Source organism: Helicobacter sp. MIT 03-1616 (assembly GCF_000765685.2).
Lineage (GTDB): Bacteria > Campylobacterota > Campylobacteria > Campylobacterales > Helicobacteraceae > Helicobacter_C > Helicobacter_C typhlonius.
In genome coordinates this window covers 168,781-189,705 of record NZ_JROY02000004.1, presented here as the reverse complement: position 1 = coordinate 189,705, position 20,925 = coordinate 168,781, and the positions used below count along the sequence as shown (strand labels likewise).

The following is a 20,925-nucleotide window of genomic DNA, read 5'->3' as shown; positions in this document are numbered from 1 at the left end:
GAATGAATAGAATATTGCAGATTCTATATTACTCATTAATCTTGTGCTTATTTATCCTGCCTCTTTCTCTTGTGGCACGAGATTATACAAATAATCTTCCAAGTCAAATTATTTTACAAAATGGAGAAAGAAGATTTGATAATCTCACCGCAACTTGTGGGAATCAATACTGCACTTTTGGCACACCCGGCTTTTTTAATCCTAGGGCTTTTGATTTTAGCTACTCAACTAATGGTGGTTCCTCCTCGCTTGTCTTTTTTGGTAAAACACCACAAAACCCCTATGGTTTTAGAAATTCAGTATTTATGGTAGGAGGATTCCACATTGGCACCCAATCAAAGCTTACCATAGAAGACTTTCACACACTCGCCGTGCAACGCGGCTTAGTCCTTGATGAAAATGCCACCCTTGAAGTGATTTTACAAAAAGGACAAAGAATTCCCGCGAGTGAATATGGACCTTCATCAAAAGTTTATATTGGAACTGCAAATGACTTATATCTTGGCAATGGCTCTACGCTCAATGTGAGCAATGGCGATTATTTCATTGCAAATAGCAAAACAATCGTTGGCAATAATACACGACTCATCGTAGATACAGGCATAATACGATTCCATAATGCAATCCAAAACAATGGCAGTATTGAACTAAGTGGCAAAGTAGAAAATACCGGCTACCAAAGTGCAGGAAAGACAGATTTGACACTCTCATCGGTAGTAAATTATGGCACGATAAATATCACAGGGGATTTTCAAAATGGAGGCAACCCAACTGCCGATGGCATTTTTGATGTGGCAAATCCGGGTGCTGGGAATCTTATAAACTATGGCGGGACAATTACCATTAGCGGTAAGCTTACAAATAATCAAGCCTTAAACCATTATATGCAAACTCGTGGCTCTAGTGTGCAAATCTATGGTGGAAGTATCATCGTAAGAGGTGGTATGGAAAATAATGCTGGTAATACGCTCATTTTTGGCGCATATAATGGTGTACTAGGGAAGCTTGAAGGCAATCTGGTGAATCAAGGCAAAGTGCAAGTTAATATAGCTGGAGCAAATCTAGGCTCTCATCAGCTTATCACGGGGAGCGTTACAGGCAATACAAATTTTGAAATTCTTACCAATGGACGCAAAAGTGAGTTTATCAATACCACAATGCAGGGCAATTCCCTCTCAATCCAAAAAAACACCGCCGCAATCAATAACTTTCTAAGCAGTGTGTCAAAAACGCAAAATCAAATTCTTGACGCACTTGAATCTAGCTTTAATGCGCAATCCTCTACACAAAGCGTTTATACCTATGGCAATAGAGCCTATCTCACACAACTAAGAGATGATGTATATAACTCTGGCGCACCGCTTATTACACAAGATTCTAGCCTTAGCCTTTGGAGTATGCTACAAAGCAACACTTTGCCTCTTCTTTACGCACCAAATAAGCCAAGAAGTGTGAGTATTACGCCATTTGCCGCTAATGGCTCAAGTGCCAACCTCTCCATTCCAAGTTATGGCGCAAGTCTCAATGCCTCAATACAAGGGAAAATTCATCATTTGAGTGCCTTTGCCACCTATGGCACTTCTCAAAGTTCAAATAAGATCTCTCACGCACAAACTCATCTTGATTCAAATACTTTTCTTGTGGGCGTGTATGATAGATTCTTTCTTTCAAGACTTGAGCTTACATTGCTTGGCTATTATGGCAGGACAGCGCACAAAAGCAAACGAGAGATATTTATCAATCAAAGCACATTTGAATCGAATTTTGCTTATGCGGAAATGGGGCTACAAAGCACACTAGGCTATCCGCTTATGCTGAATAAGCTTTATGTGAAGCCATTTTTGGGGCTTGAATATACGCTTGGTTTGCAAGATTCGCTCAAGGAGCAGGGCACTTCAAGCGCACTTGCCCTCTCGCGCAATGCTGCACAAAATCACACTCTAGCCGCGCAGCTTGGTGCGCAAATGCGCTATTATTTTGGAGAGCGACACATACTTTTTGGTGGATTCAATGTGCAATACGCCTTTATACAGAATCCACAGACAAAGGCGTATGTGGGTAATGTAGCACTTGAAAATGATGTAGCACATACGCTAGGCTACACACTGCATTTAGGCGGCTCTGTGCCTCTGCACCGAAATTTCTCACTAATCCTTTATGGGCTTTATGCGCAATCCTACAAAGACTTTAAGAGCTATTCTGGCACACTTTCGCTCTCGTATTATTTTTAATAAAATGCTACAATGCGCCTTTTTAGAGCCACACAATACATTGATTTAAGACAATAATGCGAGGAAAGAAATGCAAGAAAGAAAAATGATTGAGATTCTGCATAAAATCACACAAGAGCGAGCGCAAGATATTACTCAAAAAGGCTTTGCGCTCGGGCATAATGTGCCTCAATCTAGAATCCACCCGCTTATCAAGCCAAAACTTGATAGCACATTTTTTATCGCTGAAATTAAACGCGCTTCGCCTTCGCACGGGGATTTAAGCAAGATAGATGAGCCTATCAAACTCGCGCAAGACTACCTCAATGGCGGAGCTGGAGCAATCTCTGTGCTCTGTGAGGAGCGGCATTTTAAAGGCTCTCTAGCGGATTTAATGGCAGTTAAGAGTGCATATCCTAATGCGTGTATTTTACGCAAGGACTTTATCCAATATCCCCAAGAAATTGAGATAAGCTATTGCGCTGGAGCAGATATGGTGCTACTTATCGCAGCAATGTTTATAAATGAGGATAAAGGATTTATACACCTTCAAGCAATTTATGAGGAATGCCTCAAATATGGCATTACGCCGCTGCTTGAAGTACATACGCAAAAAGAGATTGATTTTATCGCTCCGCTCAATCCCACGCTAGTAGGTATAAATGCGCGGAATCTCCACACGCTAGAGATTGATATTATTCAGGCGTGCGCACTCAAAAGTGCAATCACAAGCACCCTGCCCCACACGCAAGTGATGTTTGAATCTGGTATAAACTCCCCCCACTCCGCCTTTATCGTGGGAAGCTTTGGCTTTAGTGGGATTTTATGCGGAAGCTATCTTGTCGCTCACAATAATCCAACTCGCGCCCTACAATCACTCAAAAATGCCTTTCTCATCGGTAAAAATCAGCAACCGCGCTTTTATCGCTACACTTTCCCCACGCTCACGCGCCATAATATAGAATCTACAAAAATAGAATCTGCACAGGTGGGGGATTCTCAAATCCTGCTTAAAGTTTGCGGTATCACAAATCTTGATAACGCGCTACTTATCGCGGAAGAGGCAACAAAATATCAACACAAAATTACTTTTATGCTGGGCTTTATCCTCGCCCAAAATAGCCCACGATTTATAGAATCTAAGCGCATAAAGGAGATAAGTAAGGCTCTGCACTCGCTTTATCCGCATATTTTGCGCGTAGTGGTTGTAAAAGATGATAAAAATGCACTCAATGAGGCAAAAACACTTTATGAGCAGGGGCATATTGATGCGATTCAGTTACACGGACTAGACTCGCTCACACCGCATACATTTGCGCATATCCCGCTTAAAGAGGCAACTTTTTGCTTCTATGGAGTGCAAAATATCGCTAAGGCAGAGGATTTTATCGCTGATTATGAGGGGGCATTTTGTCTTGTAGATTCTCAAAGTGCGCAAGGCGGCGGCTCTGGGAAAAGGATTGACACAAATGTGCTTTGTCATCTTAAAGAGCGATATTTGTGTATCGCTGGGGGCATTAGTGCGGATAATATCAATGAGTTTCTTTCCCTCTCTCCTACAATGCTTGATATTAGCTCGGGCGTGGAGAGTGTGCCGGGTGTGAAAGATATAGATAAAATTAAAATGATTTTGCATACCATAGAATCCTATCAAGCCAAAAAAGCTTCATCTCATTAGATTTTAAGTAAAATGCCACAACTCAAATAAAAGGATAGCAATGAAAAAATTTCTCTCTGTGCTAGTGATATGCTACGCAATCCTATGTGGAAGTGTGTATGGGGCGGGTAATGGCTCATTAAAGCTCATTATGGCAGGAGATGCGCTACTGCACGCTTCTGTATATAATGATGCAAAACAAGAAAATGGCAGCTATGACTTTAGCAAAATGCTTACTGCGCTTGAAATCGCAAAAAAATACGACTTGGCTTTTTATAATCAAGAGACGATTCTAGGCGGCACAAAGCTCGGCTTAAGCACTTATCCGGCGTTTAATTCGCCTCAAGAATTTGGCGATAATATGCTCTCCTTAGGCTTTAATCTCGTCTCTTTAGCAAATAATCACACACTTGATAGAGGAGAAAAGGCAGTGCTCTCTTCGCTTGAATTTTGGCGTGGTAAAAACGCGCTCACAGCAGGAAGTTATGGCAGTTTCAACGAGCGCAATCAAGTGCAGATTCTGAAAAAAAATGGTATCACCTATGCGCTTTTAGCCTACACATATGGCACAAATGGTATTCCATTGCCAAAGGGCAAAGAATATCTTGTCAATGTCTATACGAAAGAGATGTTGCGTAAAGATATTGCCGCGGTGCGCGAGAAAGTGGATTTTCTAATGGTGTCAATGCACTGGGGGATTGAATATGACTTTGCCCCAAGTGCCGAGCAAAAACAATATGCTAAGCTTCTATCCGAGCTTGGTGTGGATTTAGTCATTGGCACACATCCGCACGTGGTGCAACCTGCGGAATGGATAGGCGATACATTGGTGTATTACTCACTAGGGAATCTCATCTCGGGGCAGAGAGGCACAAATAAGCGCATTGGTATGCTAGGCAGTGTAGAGATTACAAAGGTAAAGGACGGCAAAGTCAAGCTTTCAAATCCACGCGCAGAGCTTATCTATACCTACTACAACGCGCAGTTTAAGAATTTCAAGCTGATGTGGTTTAGTGAGCTAAATAATACTATTTTACAAAACTATAAATCAATCTACAAAGAATATATGAATATCATCACGCAGGGAAAAAGTGATATCAAGATTGGTTTGTAGATTCTGTAATTTTTTAAATTTGTAGCTTTTTGGCTACCCCAAATCAAACCGCCTCAAAGCGGGCTAAGGAAAAAGCAGATTCTAAGTTTAGAATCTGCTCTACCGCACATCTTTGATGACGATCTAAAAGTAGCTCATCAGGGCTGGGTTATCACGCGCGTTTCTTTAAATTTAATTTGTTGGCGACATTCCTTACAAGTGATAGGATTTGATGAGCGTTCAGCAAAGAGGTGCATAGATTCTGTAAGCTTATGCTCTCTGCCTGGACACGCGCAAGTATAGTAATAGTATCTCACTTCTCTTACCTCGCAAGTCGCCCCACTCTCTAACTGCTCTTTGCGATATTTTTCAATCAGCATATCTTCTTGCAAAATATGTGTCAAAAGCCAATCTTTCGCGATTGTAGAAATCATTTCCTTAATCACTTCAAGCGAGGATACGTGTTTTACCATACCAGCCATATCAGCCACGATTGTGCGATGAATCTTCCTATGTTCTTCGAGGCGCGGGTAGCCAATAGTATGCATATATTGTTCTTCGTCTTTAAAGTGCGTCTTCATATAATTGAAAAACTCTGTAAGAATGCCTTTCACTTCCTCGGCAGAGCTTTGGCTATTTGCTATACGATACGCCTTGTGAGCCAACTCGAACAGCCTTTGATGCTGCTCGTCTATAATCTCGTGATGAACGCTAAATTCATTGCTCCAATCTGGTAACATTCTTGCCCCTTTGTGTTAAGATGAAGTGCTTATGTATCTTTAGGCACGATAGGTTGCTGACACTCCTTGCATAGCACTTTTCGCGCACTACTTTTAATAAAAATATGCATAGATTCTGTAAGCTTATGCTCTCTGCTCGGACACGCGCAAATGTAAGTATATATCTTATCGGTTGATTTTGTATGTGCCTTGCGAAATCTCTCAATTTGCATATCCTCTTGCAAAATATGTGTCAAAAGCCAATCTTTTGCAATAATAAGAATCTGGTCCTTGATTTCATTTGTAGAGCGGACATTTTTTACCATACTCGCCATATCAGCTACAATCGCACGATGTATTTTTTTATGCTCCTCCAAGCGCGAATAACCAATAGCGTGCATATATTGCTCTTCATCTCTAAAGTGCGTCTTCATATAGTCAAAAAACTCGGCAATTATACCCCTAATCTGCTCTCTATCAGTATGCCTATTCGCTACCTTGTAGGCACGATGAGCCAACTCGAACAGCCTTTGATGCTGCTCGTCTATAATCTCATTATGGACGCTAAACTTATCACTCCACTCTGGCAACATAAGCCCACTTCCCCTCTGCAATTTCTAAATCTTGCTAAAACTTCTTGGGATTCTATATTGTTTTAATTTAAACCAAAGTTAAAACCGAGCATTCTTTAGGCATAGTGTATCAAAGTGAAAATGTAAAACTCTTGCGATGATAAGGGCAATATCCATATTCAACAATACTTTTTCTATGCTCCAAAGTCCCATAGCCTTTGTTTTGAGCAAGTTTATATTGGGGATAAATCTTATCTACTTCACACATTTGCCTGTCTTTATGCACCTTTGCCACGATAGAAGCGCACGATACAACCTCAAATAACGAATCTGCCTTAACCAAAGTTTGCATTTTTAGCCCTGCATTCAGCAAATATTGCGGAATCTGCGCCTTAAAAGTCGTATTCCCGTCTATTATAACAACAAGCTCATTTGCACCTATTGCGCTATTGTGTACCACATTACATTGACTACTCTCGCTGACTTGCGCTTTCTCCTGTTCTACTCTATCTACACTCTCTTTAAAATCTTGCAAAACTTGCCAATCCTGTGAATCCTGCGCCATCTTAAAGATACTTTTTTGCAGAATCTGCCCTGCCAGCGCATAATTCCCAATCGCACTCATCACAGATTCTATACCCTTTCTCATAGCGGAACTTAAACCATTTGCATCTATTTCCTCTGCATCTATTTCCACCACAAAAAAAGCTAAATCGCCCCTTTCTCGCGCCTCACACATCGCCTCATAGAGAATCTCACGCCGCTTAGGTGAGAGTTTCTTACTATCCTTTGCACCAAAAGATTTAATAATATGTGCCTTGCCTATCACACCAGCGACAAACAAACTCCCACACAGACAGCCCCGCCCTGCCTCATCAATCCCTGCCAACCACATTTACGCTCCTTTTTTGCTTTACAGATTCTAACACATTTGGATTTATCACTATATGGCACACTATATCTTAAACTCCGCGCGTCCATTTTAATTTAAGTTTAAAAAGATTAGAATACGCGCTTTTACTTTTGGCTAAAGGGATAATATGCGCGTATCATATTTTATAAGGTTTTATTTGAGAGTCATAGTGGCAGTGATGTTTGCAATATTCGGTATCTTTGCGCTCAATGGGTGTAAAGATGATGAACTTGTCGTGGCGACTGCAGCGAATTTTACACCATTTGAGTATGTCGAGGGACAGGAATTTAAAGGCATTGATATGGACTTGGCGCGTGTCATTGCTCAAAAACTTGATAAAAAGCTTGTTATTAAGGATATGGAGTTTGATTCGGTAGTTACTTCACTTGCCGGAGGCAACGCAGATATTGCACTTTCAGGCTTGACTATAAACGACACACGCGAAAAAGTCATTGACTTCAGTAACACTTATTTTAACGCCTCACAAATGCTTATCACGCTTAGTGATGATACGCGCTTTGATAACATTACCACAAAAAAAGATCTTGTGAGTGCGCTTAAGGCGATTCCAAATCTTAGAATCGGTGTGCAAGTAGGCACAACAGGGCTTTTTTACGCTAAAGGTGATGCAGATTGGGGGTTTGAAGGATTTTCTAATGCCACCACAAAAAGCTTTTCAAATGGCGCACTCGCAGCGATTGCGATGAAAAATGCTCAAATTGATGTTGTGATTATTGATGAAATGCCTGCACACGAGATTGTCAAAGCAAATAGCGGAACGAAAATTATTGAAATCGCACTCACCAATGAAAAATACGCCATTGGTATCACAAAAGACAAACCAAAGCTTAGGGATTCTATTAATGAGATTCTAAATGAACTCAAACAAGATGGCACACTTGAAAATATTATCAAGGCTTACTACACAGGAAAATAACGAATGGAATTTGCACAAAAATACGCTCTTTTCACTCATCAGCTCATCACAAATGGTGGATACAAGCTTGTTTTGGAGGGGCTTGGCACGACCTTGCTTCTCGCTATTTTAGCACTTTTTATTGGCGTGATTGTGGGCACTTTGGTGGCGATTGCTATTACTTATAGGAATCCTCCGCTCCCGCATAAAATCTTGTGCGCATTTCTCAAGGCGTATGTGGGTTTCTTTCGTGGTACTCCCATTGTCGTGCAACTCCTTTTTATCTATTTTGTGATTCTCCCCGCTTTTGGGCTAAAGGGCGTAAGCGCACTTCTTGTTGCGGTAGCAATCTTTGGCTTAAATAGCGGTGCATATGTGAGCGAAATCGTGCGCAGTGGGATTCTAAGCGTAGATAGGGGGCAAGATGAAGCAGCGAGGGCTTTAGGACTAAGCGCACGAGCAAGTATGCGCTATATCATCTTTCCTCAAGCACTCAAAAATGCCTTACCCGCACTTTGTAATGAGTTTATCACGCTTCTAAAAGAAACTTCAGTAGCAAACTACATCACCGTTCACGACCTTACCTACGCTTTTAAAAGCATAGGCGGGGCAAACTACGAATATATGTTTCCGTATTTTTTCCTCGCCCTCTCCTATCTTTTGCTCGTGATATGCGCGAGCTATCTCGTCAAACTCTACGAAAAAAGGTTGCGTGCAAGTGATACATATTAAGCAATTACACAAGTATTTTGATGATAAACCAGTGCTTACAGACATTAATCTACATATCAAAATGGGTGAAAAAGTCGTCATTATAGGACCGAGTGGTTCGGGCAAATCAACTTTACTAAGATGTATAAATCTCCTCGAAGTCCCAAGCAGTGGGGAAATCTATCTTGATGATAAGATTTTGTTCCCGCAAGATACTTCAAGCTGGGACATAAATAAGGCGCGAACAAAAATGGGAATGGTGTTTCAGCATTTTAATTTATTTAACAATCTCAATGTGTTACAGAATCTCACCCTTGCGCCCACATTTTTAAAATTACTTAGCCAAAATGAGGCTATTACACGAGCACAGGAGCTCCTTAAGCGCATAGGCTTACTTGATAAACAAGATTCTTATCCCTCACGCCTAAGCGGTGGGCAAAAACAGAGGGTGGCAATTGCTCGCGCACTAATGAATAAACCCGAGATTATGCTTTTTGATGAGCCAACTTCCGCACTTGATCCCGAAATGGTGGGCGAGGTGCTTGATTTGATGAGGGATTTAGCAAGTGAGGGTATGAGTATGGTCTGCGTAACGCACGAAATGCGCTTTGCTAGAGAAGTGGCTAGTCGCATTATTTTTATGGAAAATGGACACATAACAGAGCAAGGCACACCCACAGAGATTTTTGAATCCCCAAAAACTCCGCGCCTCCAAGCTTTCCTAAACAAAATAATGGCTTAGATTCTGTCATTTTAGCACCCTTAAACTTATCTGTGGGGGGGGGCGTTAAAGAGAATGTTTAATACCTAAAGATTCTAAAATAGAATCCAAAACACATTTACTTCCAAAGATACAACCCTTTTGTTAGCACAAAGCTATTCAAAGCAGAGTAGTGATGCACCTAATATGAATATTATTTAAATCCTCCAAAAAAGTAAATACATTACATTTAATTTTCTCATTTTTGCTTAAAACAAAATATAGGAGTAGATGTTTATATAAAAAATTGTTACATTACAAGAGTGATTATTTGAAAATGAATCGCTCTTGTAAGATTTATGCTTTAAGAGCAGTAAAAAGTGTAAAAGTAAGTTCTTTTAAGCCTGTTTTTTTAAGACTTGAAATAGGTAAGATAAATTTTTGCGGATTACCTTTGTGGGTTAAAAACTGCTCTAACTCTTTAGATTGTGTTTCAAATTTGAATCTAAACTCCTCCCCCAAATATTGCATATCGCTTTTTGAAAGCACAATCCCAAAGGCTCTTTGGGCTAAGATAGATGAAAACTTTTGAAGCTCTAAATTGAGAATCTCCCACTGCTCTTTGAAGCTCTGCTCACGCATAGAATCTAGCACAAAAAGCAAAAAGCTAGTGCGCTCAATATGTTTTAAAAATTCTAGCCCAAGCCCTTTACCCTCACTTGCACCCTCAATAATACCCGGAATATCTGCCATCACAAAAGATGAAAATTCATCAACATCGACCACACCAAGATGGGGTGTGAGTGTGGTAAATTCATAATTTGCCACTTCAGGCTTTGCGTTTGAAAGTGTGGAAATAAGCGTAGATTTGCCTACATTTGGAAATCCCACAAGCCCCACATCAGCGATAAGCTTTAGCTCTAAAAGGATATGTTTCTCCTCCCCGCTTAAGCCCTTTTGCGCGTAGGTAGGAGCTTGATTGGTAGAATTTTTAAAATGCACATTGCCCAGCCCTCCTTTGCCACCTTTAAGCAAACACACATTTTTTGGATAGGTATTCATATCTATGAGCAACTCTTTTGTATCAAAGTCTAGAATCTGCGTCCCGAGCGGGACTTTAAGCGTGATATGCTCACCCCTCTTGCCATTACATCTTTTTGCCTGACCGGGCTGCCCATTTTTTGCTTTATAATGACGCGCACCGCGATATTTTGAAAGTGTATCGGTGTTGTTATCTACTTCCACATACACATCGCCACCATCGCCACCATCGCCACCATCAGGTCCGCCCTGAATGACAAATTTTTCTCGGCGGAAGCTCACCGCACCAGCCCCCCCCTTGCCCGAAGCAACAAAAATATCTACACTATCTACAAACATTCCAACCCCTCAAAGGACGCACAGCCACGCAAGAGTGTATTCAAGTATATATGTAAAGATTCTCATAAATGCTTACCTATACACTCCACACCCGCTGGTAGTGGCGAGATTCTAACATCTCACCACATCCCCCTAAGAAGCGGGAATAACTGAAACTTTCTTGCGATTCTTATCTTTTTGCTGAAATTTCACAATTCCATCAATAAGGGCGTAAATCGTATGATCTTTACCTAAGCCTACATTATCACCCGGATGCACTTTCGTGCCTCTTTGACGCACGATAATGTTTCCTGCGCGGACAAATTGTGAGCCAAATTTCTTTACACCTAAACGGCGTCCTGCTGAATCGCGATTATTTTGGGTGCTTCCCTGACCTTTCTTGTGTGCCATTATCTACTCCTTATTTTGCTACAATCTTTAGAATCTTCACGCGTGTAAAGTCCCGCCTAAAGCCTCTTTTTGTCTTGCTATCTTTCCTTCTACGCTTTTTGAATGTAACGACCTTTTTGCCCCTGCCCTCATTGATAACTTCCGCTTCAATTTTTGCACCTGCAACAAGCGGCGTGCCTGTGCGGACATTATCTCCATCGACAATCGCTAAAACTTCGTTCAATTCAACCTTTGACTTTGGCTCAAGGCTCATTTTATCAAGAAGCACGATGCTTCCCTCAATGACCTTGTATTGTTTGCCTCCATTCTTAAATATCGCATACATTTGCATTTCCTTGTGAATTGAAGTATTTTTGTAGAAACAAAGGGGCGATTCTATCCTAAAATTCTTTAATCTAAGCTTTTAATGTTATAATCTCGTGCAAAAAAGGAGTAAAAATGCGGATTCTGTATTATTTTGTTGTCATTTCGATGATGTTTCATTTTAACCTTAGCGTGCTTAATGCAAAAGAACCTCTAATGCCCTATACCGCCTATAATGGCACAGCTTTTATGTATATCACAAATAGCAACAAATCCCTCACTTCCAACAAAAAATCACTTCATTTTTTTACCCACCCTAGCAAAAAAGGCAGTTTTGTAGCCTTTGTACCTATTGGCTATTATGAAAAGGATACAAGATTTATCAAAAGTGGCAAAGAAAATATTGCACAAATTAACATCATACAAAAGACTTACAAAAAAGAACAAATCACAGTCGCAAAAGATAAAGTGAGCTATTCACAGGAGGTGGCAAAGCGCATTGAAAAAGAAAGGGAAGATATGATAAAAGTCTATCGCACAATCACAAAAGGGCGACTATGGGACAAACCCTTTATAAAACCCCTAGATTCAGTAATTACAAGCCCTTATGGAAGTGCGCGCGTGTTTAACAATACGATTAAAAGCTACCACGGAGGCACAGATTTTCGCGCGGCGATTGGCACAGATATAAAGGCGAGTAATGACGGCAGGGTCGCGCTTGTGCAGGATAGATATTTATCGGGCAAAACGATTGCTATCGACCACGGAGAAGGACTTGTGAGTGTGTATTTTCACTTGAGTGATTTTAATGTGAAGCAAGGCGATACCATAAAACGTGGAGATATTATCGCTAAAAGTGGCGATACAGGGCGCGTGAGCGGGGCGCATTTGCATTTTGGTATCGTTATCAATGGCACAAATGTCGATGCAATGGACTTCATCGAGCAAGTCAATACACTTTTTTAGAGATTTGGGCTTGATAGATTATAATCTCATAAGTGAGGGATAATTGCTAATCTCTAACTCTGTTTTTAGAATCTACCGCCCTTACACTTTAATCCACACAATCAAACCCTTAAAAATCAATCTATATTTTTATATTGCAATAAACACACAGAATCATAGCAGCCTCTTTTGGAATATATTTTGCTTGAAAATCTGCGTTACACGAGTTTCTAAAATAGATTTAAAAAGAGGTGAAAAATGGCTATAGCAGATATTTCAAAGGCTTATCCAGTCGTTTATAAGGCGCTTGATTATCGCTCAATTAGGCAAGATATGATTGCCTCAAACCTTGCAAACGCCGATACGCCCTTTTATCGCCCTAAGGATATTAATTTTGAGCAATATCTCGCAAGAGAAAATCAAAAGATTTTTAACACAGCCCCTAGAAGCTACGAGCTTCCACTCGCTCAAACTTCGCAAATGCACCTTGATACAAAGCGCAAACCACAAGATAGCGCAACGATGTTTTGGCGTGATGGGCATTTAGCAAAAAATGATGGCAATAGCGTAGATTTAGATGTAGAAACAAGTGAAATGGGTAAGAATAGCACAATGTATCAAGCCTTGACAAGCGCGCTAAAGCGACACAAGGGAATCTTCACATATGCCATAGATTCTGGAAGAAATATATAGATTCTAAATAAGGAGCAAAAATGTTTTTATCAAGTTTTGATATTAGCGGATATGGGCTTTCAGCACAGAGAGTGCGCGTAAATACTATTTCATCAAATATAGCTAACACAAACACCACACGCACCGATGAGGGCGGACCATATCGTAGGCGAGAGGTGGTATTTAGAGCATTTGATTTTGATAAAGTACTCAATGAAAAATTGGGAAAAAATAACCAACAACTAAAATATGAAGACCCTTTACGTGAGGGAGATTTGGGAAAAGAACCAAAACCTGCTATAATGAGTGTTTATGTTCATAAAATTGCACGTGATGACAGGGAACCATTGATGAAATACGACCCAAGCCACCCAGATGCAAATTCTGAAGGCTATGTCGCCTATCCTAACATTAATCCCGTTGTCGAAATGGCCGATTTAATAGAAGCTACACGAGCTTACCAAGCAAATGTAGCGGCGTTCCAGAGTGCTAAAAATATGGCGACTAACGCAATTACAATGTTTCAAGCATAGGAGAAATAGATGGCTAATCAATTCAATATGATTACAAATGACATTCAACCTATCGGTGTAGATAGCAAAAGTGTGCAGGGCAAGGACAAGCAAAATGGACTTGACTTTATTAGTGCGCTTAAAAATTCAATCCAAGATGTAAATGCTGAGCAACAAACTTCAGAAAAGGCTCTTGCAGACATCGCAAGTGGGCAAGTAAAAGACTTGCACCAAGCGGCAATAGCGATTAACCGCGCAGAAAATAGTATGAAAGTGATGCTTGAGGTAAGAAATAAAGCTATCAACGCTTATAAAGAGATTCTAAGAACCCAAATCTAAGGCGTTGTGTGGCATATTATGCAAAAAAAACAGGGGTTGTTATCTCTGTTTTTTTCATTATACTCTTATGTTTTATTATTTTTCTTAGTATCGTTTATGTCAAAATGATAACCCCACGCAAACTCCCCACAAATACTGCCACGCGTAGTGATACTTCGATACGAGGTAGCCTCTATACAAGCGATGGATTCGAAGTCGCTTATAGTGATAAACTCTACAAGGCAAGTGTGAATACCCAAAGCATTGACCCAGATAAAAAAGAGCTTTTTATTACACTTTTTTCCATATATAGCGGAATCTCACAAGATGAAATACGCAAGAAGCTAAACCAAAAAGGCTATGTCGTGCTTTCATACACGCTTAATTCCACCGCGGCTACAAATCTTAAAAATCTGAATCTTATCCTTATCCGCTACGATGTGTTTAGAGAGTATGAGGACAAGAGAGGGCGCATTATCCAAAAAATGGGTTTAAGCATTCAAGTAAGCGGAAACAACAGAAATTATGTGTATAAAAATATCCTCGAGCCGCTTATCGGCTATACGCGCAAAGTAGAGAGCCAAAACATCACGCGCGTTGATGGTGTAAAAGGCGTGGAGAAATACTATAATGATATACTCTCACCCAAACAAGATGGCAGCATCACCGGTAAGCGCGATGTAGGATTCAATATCATCGCCAACAAAGCCGCTATGACACAGGGCAAACAAGATGGACTTGATGTTACGCTTAGCATTCCACTCAAACTACAAAAGAAAATAGAATATGAGCTTGATGAAGCAAAAAAACGTTACAAGGTGCGCGAGATTATCGCTGGAGTTATGGATTCTAAAACGGGTAGAATCCTAAGCCTCGCCACTTCAAATCGCTTCGACCCAAAAAATATTCAGCAAAAAGACTATCCTAATCTCAATTTTAATGCTATTGAATACTCTTATGAGCCCGGTAGTACGATTAAGCCTATCATTTATGCGATTTTATTGCAAAAGGGTATGATAAGCCCAGAAGACATCATCGAGCTAGATAATGGCTATTACAAGCTCAAAAGCTATACCATACGCGACACACACCCGCTCAAAAGCGCGAGTGCGGAAGATGTTATCGTGCGTTCTAGCAACATAGGAATGGTAAAAATCTCCAAAGACCTAAAGCCCAATGAATATCACATTGCTTTACACGCCTTTGGCTTTGGCGAACCAAGCGGGATTGACCTGCCATATGAAAAAACAGGCTTAGTACCTAGCCCAAAAACCTTTCATAACGAAGTATATCGCGCAAGTGTAAGCTATGGCTATGGAATGAGGGCGACTTTCATACAACTTATGCGCTCTTATGCGATTTTTAGTAATGGCGGCTATCTTGTAACGCCACGAGTGAGTGAGTATGTAACCGCCCCCAGTGGCGAAAAATATATGCCAAAACGTTTTGAGCCTATCGCCATTCTCTCGCCACAAACCACACAACAGGTTCATAATGCCCTTGTCCAAGTGGTAAAAAAAGTGATTAAAATCGCGCAGATTGAGGGCATCATCACAGGTGGGAAAACTGGCACCGCGCGTATCGCTAGTAATGGCAAATATGATAGTAAATATAATGGTTCGTTTTTTGGCTTTGCCCAGGATGAAAACAATGCCTATACAATAGGTGTTGTCGCTTTTGAATCTGACATCAAAGATGACTACTATGGCTCACGCACCGCTGCACCTATTTTTGCGCGTATTGTGAATATTCTTGTAGAGGACGGTTATCTAAAGCCCATAGAGCCAAATATAGAATCTAGCGCAGATGAACCACAAACCGCACAAGCCCAAGAAGTAGTGCAATAATGGCAAAAGTGCAAAATAGCAAGGATTTAATGTTTCAAAAGATTGAAAAAAAAGTGTGCAAGTCGCAAAAAAATCTTATATATCTTGCGCAGTGCGATACGACCATTGGCTTACTTAGTGCAAATATGCAGATTCTAAACATCGCTAAAAATCGCCCAGCCTCGCAAAATGTACTTATGCAAGTAGCTTCACTGCAGGCACTAAAAGACTATGTAAGAATCCCGCCTCTACATAAAAATCGTATAAGAAAATCAACGCTTTGCACCTTTGTTTATCCAAACAAAAAAGCTATAAGAGTAGTATATGATAGCCTACATTCACGCTTTTTTGCACCATTTTGCGCACTTTATTCTACTTCGGCAAATCCCACAAAAGGCAGTTTTAATCAACAATGGGCAGAAAAAGTATGCGATGTGATTGTGCGCGATAAGAGGGGATTTATTGAGAATCAAGGCTCAAAAATGTATAAAATCAATCACAAAAAAATCAAAAGGATTCGTTAATGCGTATCGACAAATATCTAAGCAGTGTAAATATCCTCAAAAGGCGCACAATTGCACAAGATATGTGCGAAAGTGGCGTGGTAAGCGTAAATAATGTTGTTGCCAAGCCGAGCAAGGAAGTGCGCGTGGGTGATGTAATAGAGCTACATTACCTCGAATACAGCAAAAAATACGAAGTTTTAGCTCTCCCCACGACAAAAACTATACCCAAATCACAAAGCAGCGAGTATTTCAAAGTTCTAAACTTTTTTACGAAATAAAAACTTGTTTTTGTTTCGTAAAGGTAGATTCAAAAAATACTAAAAACTTTAGAATCTTTAATTTTCAAGGGTACTTAAAACTTATAAATTCTATTTTGTAAGCTTTTTTAAACCTCTATTGCAAAAAACCTTTTAGTTTTTACTTTATAAAAGAGGGTTAAAATGTAGCAAAATCAGCCATTACATCTTACTCCTCCCCCTTATTAAATGAGGTCGTGCCCTCTTGATGCCTTCAAGGAATTTGCGCTTTGTATATTGATTGTGGATAGAGATATGCCCTATCCCAACAGAGACTTCATTCGCTTCTCACAAAAATAGTTATTTTATTTTGTGAGTTTTAAACTTGATTCTAAGAATTGAAACTCATTATCTTTAAATAGTTTTGCGTGGAACTTAGGCTAGGAATTTCTCAAAATGATAATGACTAGCCTAATGAATGCAATCTTTTAGAAGAATAGGCGAGACTAAAGCACAAAAAGATTCCATTCTATAAATTTTAATTTTTAACACAAGGTAATATTTTCTAAAAACTCTATCTCCTCACCCTTAATAATCAGCGCATCAAGGCAATAGGCTTTTGTGATATTATGCGTGGAGAGATACAGCCCTATGGCTTTTTGAAGCTTTTCAAGCTTATTTTGCGTAATGTTATAAATAGGTTCAAAGTTCTTGCCACTTTTGACTTCTATGAAATGCAAGATAGAATCTTTATTGGCAATAATATCAATCTCGCCATATCGTGCAAAAAAATTCCGCTCTATAATCTCAAAACCTCTCTCTTGCAAAAATACACAAGCTCTCTCCTCCGCCCGAGTACCCTTCTCCCTACTCATAACGCTCCTTTAGCCTTGTGAATTTGTGCTGATTCTAATATGATATTTTTAACATATGCTCGGCTTGCTAGATTCAAAAAAACAAAAGGAGCGTCCTCAAAAAATTAAGACTTAGAAACTCAAAATATAACGTGCACCAACATTATAGATATGCGAGCCTGTTTGTTCTTCACCTGTTATCCTATTATTTTCCAATTTCGTATCTACAAAAGGCACACGAGCAACAATCTCTATGCCGTGATGTTTGCCAAATTGAGTTCTTAAGCCGGCATTTAAGGCAGCACTAAAGCCTGTTTTTGCTTTGAAATCTTCATTATTTTTTGCAGCCCAAGTATTTGCACCAGCTCCTACACCCACAAATACACCAAAATTTGCATTTGCATTTGCAATCACATTATAAAGTGCATCAATATTTAACCCATAATTCATTATAATTTTTGGCTTTAAGTCATTTTCTGCTTCCGCATTTGCATAAGCAAAGTTTATGTAATAGCGCAAACCAAAAGCAGGAGTAAAAAATGATTTATATCCAACAATAGTTTCAAAACTTACACCATCAAGTTTTTGTTTTGTGCTATCAGTTTTGATTTCACTTTGCCCATAACCTGTCCCAATACCTACAAACAATCCACTTTCTTCAGCCATTAAAGCGGAGCTTGTAAGGACTAAAGCTGCAACAGAACTTACCAAAATCTTTTTCATTGTGAACCACCTTTATTATTATTTTGCGTCAAATGCGCTCCCGAGATTGTAGCCGCCCCCCCCTCCTTTTGCTTAAAAGTAAAAGAAATTTAGAATATTAATATACATTTATACACAAAAGGTAACAATTTTTGTGTATAAAGAGATGATGCTAGTTGTGTATTTTCAAATGATAAAAACTCATTAGAATCTAACTTTGGGCTATCTTTGAAGTATTGTGTTTATAAGTTTCTATGTAAAGTTTTTATTCCAAGCGCATTTTATAGGGCTTTTGCACAATATTTTCTATCTCGCCTAGCTCTGCAAACGCGCTATTAATATCTCTTTCATAGCAATGATGTGTAGAGAAAAGCATTTTTGCGACATTTTTAGAATCTGTCTCTTTTTGCAAAAATGCTTTAATAGAAATATGATGCTTCCCTAAAATCTGCGAGACCTGCCCTAAAACGCCGGGCTTGTCGCTCACATACAATCGTATATAATAACGCGCAAAAATCTCATCTCTATGCTTAAGTCTAATGTGCTTATCGTCTAATGTGCGCTCAAAGCCAAGCATTGCGGCACTCTCACCTCGAGCAATCGCGATAATATCACTTATCACGGAGCTTGCAGTCGCGTCCCCTCCAGCCCCTGCGCCATAATACATACTCTCGCCCAAGCAATCTCCTACCACGCTAATGCCATTCATCACGCCATCAACCTTACTTATCATCGCTTCTTTTTTAATCATACAAGGATGAACACGCAACTCCACCTCGTTGCCCTGCTTCTTAGCGATACCCAGCAGTTTAATCACATAGCCAAACTCATCAGCAAACTCTATATCATCAGGCGTAACACCCTCAATCCCCTCAATTAAAATATCCTCGGGCATAGCGTGGATTCCATACGCAAGAGAAGCAAGGATAAGGAGCTTATGCCCCGCATCGCCACCGCTTATATCAAGTGTGGGATCAGCTTCTGCATAACCAAGATTCTGTGCATCTTTTAGCGCGGTTTGAAAATCCTGCTTGTGTTGCTGCATTTGTGTGAGAATATAATTACTTGTGCCATTTAAAATCCCAGCAATGGCATTAATATGATTTGCGCTCAAGCCATCTTTAAGCACACGAATAATTGGAATCCCACCACACACACTTGCTTCAAAACCTACGGGCAGCCCCTTAGCAAGAGGAGCAATATCATAACGATGATAGGCTAACATCGCTTTGTTTGCGGTGATAAAAGCCTTCTTTGCAAGGAGTGTCTTTTTTGCGATTTCATAGGCGAGATTCACACCACCCATAAGTTCGATAACAACCTCAATCTCACTATCTTGCAATATATCATTTATATCTGTGCTAACTTTGACTTCAGTCGCATTTAGCTCTTTAAGTTTTGCGTGGGCTTTTGCTTCATTGCGCACAACAACGCGCCTCACCACGATTTCCTTACCGGCTCTTGCATTGATGATAGCGTGATTATTAAGCAGAGTTTTTAGCACACTACTTCCCACTACACCAAAGCCAATCATACCCACAATGAGCTTAGACATAATAAACTTCTTATTGAAATTGTTTCAAAAATGTTTTGAGATTCCGAGCGGCTTGACGAATACGCTTTTCATTTTCAATGAGTGCTATCCTCACATAACCCTCGCCATACTCGCCAAATCCCACACCCGGACTCACGGCAATCTTTGCTTCTTTAAGCAATCTCTTTGAAAATTCCAAACTTCCCATATCACCCACGCATTCGGGCAATTTCGCCCAGATAAACATACTCGCCTTTGGCTTCTTCATCTCCCAACCAGACTCGCCAAAGCTCTTAATCAGCACCTCCATACGCTTTTCATACTTACCTTTAATCTCCTCCACGCAAGATTGGTCGCCTTCAAGCGCAATAGTTGCGGCAATTTGCAGAGGCGTGTAGATTCCATAATCAATCCAGCTTTTAATCTTTTGCAAGGCTTGAATGATTTTTTTATTCCCCACAACAAAGCCCACGCGCCAACCCGCCATATTGTAAGTTTTACTCAATGTATAGCTCTCAACTGCCACATCTTTAGCACCCTCAACTTCAAGGACACTAGGTGTTTTGAATCCATCAAAGCACAGCTCCGCATAGGCAATATCCGAAATAATATAGAATCTCTCTTGTTTCGCCATAGCTACCAAACGCTCGTAAAACTCCCTATAAGCGACAATCGTGGTAGGATTATGCGGAAAATTCACAACAACAAATTTTGGACGAGGCATTACCTCACGCAAAACGCGTTTGATATTCGCAAAAAAATCATCAATATCAAGCTCCATATTTTCATTCCACTTGAGCCCAAAAGTAGAAACATTCGCACCATTCAGGATAAACGCATAATAATGTATAGGATAGGCTGGTTCAGCAACAATGGCATTATCACCCGGATTTGTGATTGCCTGAACGAGATGCACATAGCCTTCCTTACTCCCCATTGTTACACAAGCCTCGCTCTCTGGGTCGAGTTCCACACCATAAGTGCGCTTGTACCAATTACAAATCGCTAAACGCAATTTGTAGATGCCACGACTCACAGAATAGCCTTGATTCTTGTCTTTTTGTGCAGATTCACAAAGTTTTTGGATTATATGTTCTGGTGTCTTGCCATCTGGGTTACCCATAGAAAAGTCAATCACATCTTCGTTATTGCGTCTCATCTCTAGCTTAATCTCATTAATTGCGGCAAAAACATACTTTGGCAGACGCTTTATTTTATTAAATTCAATTTCATCAAACATAATACTATCCTTTCAT

General features: G+C 40.1%; 23 protein-coding genes. 13 read left to right on the top strand and 10 right to left on the bottom strand.

The window, feature by feature from the left end; genetic code table 11:
• Positions 1-2 precede the first annotated feature (2 nt).
• The 3 genes from LS67_RS09905 (at position 3) to LS67_RS04475 (ending at position 4,981) form a co-directional block, all read left to right on the top strand.
• Positions 3-2,231: a hypothetical protein gene (locus LS67_RS09905; RefSeq protein ID WP_236096344.1), complete on the top strand. Its 2,229-nt coding sequence runs from the start codon at positions 3-5 to the stop codon at positions 2,229-2,231.
• Positions 2,232-2,301: 70 nt separating this feature from the next.
• Positions 2,302-3,888, top strand: a complete 1,587-nt coding sequence (locus LS67_RS04480) for a bifunctional indole-3-glycerol phosphate synthase/phosphoribosylanthranilate isomerase (protein ID WP_236096343.1) — start codon at positions 2,302-2,304, stop codon at positions 3,886-3,888.
• A 40-nt stretch (positions 3,889-3,928) separates the two neighbouring features.
• Positions 3,929-4,981 carry a CapA family protein gene (locus LS67_RS04475; protein WP_034327224.1) on the top strand — a complete coding sequence of 351 codons (1,053 nt, stop codon included), beginning with the start codon at positions 3,929-3,931 and terminating at the stop codon, positions 4,979-4,981.
• Between the two features lie 137 nt (positions 4,982-5,118).
• Here LS67_RS04475 and LS67_RS04470 read toward each other — a convergent pair whose 3' ends face one another.
• The 3 genes from LS67_RS04470 to LS67_RS04460 all read right to left on the bottom strand — a co-directional run bounded on the left by LS67_RS04470 (position 5,119) and on the right by LS67_RS04460 (position 7,146).
• On the bottom strand, positions 5,119-5,700 hold the full coding sequence (locus LS67_RS04470) for a hemerythrin family protein (RefSeq protein WP_034327222.1): 582 nt from the start codon (positions 5,698-5,700) through the stop codon (positions 5,119-5,121).
• Positions 5,701-5,729: 29 nt separating this feature from the next.
• Positions 5,730-6,272: a hemerythrin family protein gene (locus LS67_RS04465; protein ID WP_034327221.1), complete on the bottom strand. Its 543-nt coding sequence runs from the start codon at positions 6,270-6,272 to the stop codon at positions 5,730-5,732.
• Between the two features lie 109 nt (positions 6,273-6,381).
• On the bottom strand, positions 6,382-7,146 hold the full coding sequence (locus LS67_RS04460; protein ID WP_034327220.1) for a ribonuclease HII: 765 nt from the start codon (positions 7,144-7,146) through the stop codon (positions 6,382-6,384).
• Positions 7,147-7,321: 175 nt separating this feature from the next.
• On the opposite strand from LS67_RS04460, the gene LS67_RS04455 reads away from it, so the two are divergent.
• From LS67_RS04455 to LS67_RS04445, 3 genes are read left to right on the top strand one after another with little or no spacing between them, the layout of a single operon-like run.
• A complete protein-coding gene (locus tag LS67_RS04455) occupies positions 7,322-8,101 on the top strand; it encodes a transporter substrate-binding domain-containing protein (protein ID WP_231944857.1) in 780 nt (259 codons plus the stop codon).
• A gap of 3 nt (positions 8,102-8,104) precedes the next feature.
• Entirely contained in the window at positions 8,105-8,812 is a 708-nt protein-coding gene (locus LS67_RS04450; protein WP_034327219.1) for an amino acid ABC transporter permease, read from the top strand.
• Positions 8,799-9,533 (top strand): amino acid ABC transporter ATP-binding protein, encoded by a 735-nt coding sequence (locus LS67_RS04445; protein ID WP_034327218.1) that lies wholly within the window; start codon positions 8,799-8,801, stop codon positions 9,531-9,533. Before LS67_RS04450 ends, LS67_RS04445 begins: the two co-directional genes overlap by 14 nt.
• A 315-nt stretch (positions 9,534-9,848) precedes the next feature.
• Here LS67_RS04445 and obgE read toward each other — a convergent pair whose 3' ends face one another.
• The 3 genes from obgE to rplU form a co-directional block, all read right to left on the bottom strand.
• Positions 9,849-10,871: a GTPase ObgE gene (gene obgE, locus LS67_RS04440; RefSeq protein WP_034327217.1), complete on the bottom strand. Its 1,023-nt coding sequence runs from the start codon at positions 10,869-10,871 to the stop codon at positions 9,849-9,851.
• 132 nt (positions 10,872-11,003) lie between these two features.
• Entirely contained in the window at positions 11,004-11,261 is a 258-nt protein-coding gene (rpmA, locus tag LS67_RS04435; RefSeq protein WP_014666837.1) for a 50S ribosomal protein L27, read from the bottom strand.
• A 10-nt stretch (positions 11,262-11,271) separates the two neighbouring features.
• Entirely contained in the window at positions 11,272-11,586 is a 315-nt protein-coding gene (gene rplU / locus LS67_RS04430) for a 50S ribosomal protein L21 (RefSeq protein ID WP_034327216.1), read from the bottom strand.
• A 113-nt stretch (positions 11,587-11,699) separates the two neighbouring features.
• Here rplU and LS67_RS04425 point away from each other — a divergent pair, with 113 nt between their 5' ends.
• The 7 genes from LS67_RS04425 to LS67_RS04395 all read left to right on the top strand — a co-directional run bounded on the left by LS67_RS04425 (position 11,700) and on the right by LS67_RS04395 (position 16,621).
• A complete protein-coding gene (locus tag LS67_RS04425; RefSeq protein WP_034327215.1) occupies positions 11,700-12,530 on the top strand; it encodes a M23 family metallopeptidase in 831 nt (276 codons plus the stop codon).
• Positions 12,531-12,767: 237 nt separating this feature from the next.
• On the top strand, positions 12,768-13,202 hold the full coding sequence (flgB, locus tag LS67_RS04420; protein WP_034327214.1) for a flagellar basal body rod protein FlgB: 435 nt from the start codon (positions 12,768-12,770) through the stop codon (positions 13,200-13,202).
• Positions 13,203-13,222: 20 nt separating this feature from the next.
• The gene (flgC, locus tag LS67_RS04415; protein WP_034327213.1) at positions 13,223-13,714 is read left to right on the top strand and encodes a flagellar basal body rod protein FlgC; all 492 of its coding nucleotides are present in this window, start codon (positions 13,223-13,225) and stop codon (positions 13,712-13,714) included.
• A 27-nt stretch (positions 13,715-13,741) separates the two neighbouring features.
• Positions 13,742-14,032 carry a flagellar hook-basal body complex protein FliE gene (gene fliE, locus LS67_RS04410; protein WP_231944875.1) on the top strand — a complete coding sequence of 97 codons (291 nt, stop codon included), beginning with the start codon at positions 13,742-13,744 and terminating at the stop codon, positions 14,030-14,032.
• A gap of 8 nt (positions 14,033-14,040) precedes the next feature.
• Positions 14,041-15,858: a peptidoglycan D,D-transpeptidase FtsI family protein gene (locus LS67_RS04405; protein ID WP_034327211.1), complete on the top strand. Its 1,818-nt coding sequence runs from the start codon at positions 14,041-14,043 to the stop codon at positions 15,856-15,858.
• Positions 15,858-16,361 carry a Sua5 YciO YrdC YwlC family protein gene (locus tag LS67_RS04400; protein WP_231944856.1) on the top strand — a complete coding sequence of 168 codons (504 nt, stop codon included), beginning with the start codon at positions 15,858-15,860 and terminating at the stop codon, positions 16,359-16,361. The genes LS67_RS04405 and LS67_RS04400 overlap by 1 nt, the downstream gene beginning before the upstream one ends.
• Positions 16,361-16,621, top strand: a complete 261-nt coding sequence (locus tag LS67_RS04395; RefSeq protein ID WP_034327210.1) for a S4 domain-containing protein — start codon at positions 16,361-16,363, stop codon at positions 16,619-16,621. The genes LS67_RS04400 and LS67_RS04395 overlap by 1 nt, the downstream gene beginning before the upstream one ends.
• A 503-nt stretch (positions 16,622-17,124) precedes the next feature.
• Here the strand turns inward: LS67_RS04395 and LS67_RS04390 are convergent.
• The 4 genes from LS67_RS04390 to LS67_RS04375 form a co-directional block, all read right to left on the bottom strand.
• Positions 17,125-17,454: a YraN family protein gene (locus LS67_RS04390; RefSeq protein ID WP_034327209.1), complete on the bottom strand. Its 330-nt coding sequence runs from the start codon at positions 17,452-17,454 to the stop codon at positions 17,125-17,127.
• 111 nt (positions 17,455-17,565) lie between these two features.
• The gene (locus LS67_RS04385) at positions 17,566-18,156 is read right to left on the bottom strand and encodes an outer membrane beta-barrel protein (RefSeq protein ID WP_034327208.1); all 591 of its coding nucleotides are present in this window, start codon (positions 18,154-18,156) and stop codon (positions 17,566-17,568) included.
• 244 nt (positions 18,157-18,400) lie between these two features.
• On the bottom strand, positions 18,401-19,693 hold the full coding sequence (locus LS67_RS04380; protein ID WP_173644093.1) for a homoserine dehydrogenase: 1,293 nt from the start codon (positions 19,691-19,693) through the stop codon (positions 18,401-18,403).
• Positions 19,694-19,700: 7 nt separating this feature from the next.
• Entirely contained in the window at positions 19,701-20,909 is a 1,209-nt protein-coding gene (locus LS67_RS04375) for an LL-diaminopimelate aminotransferase (RefSeq protein WP_034327206.1), read from the bottom strand.
• Positions 20,910-20,925: the final 16 nt, after the last annotated feature.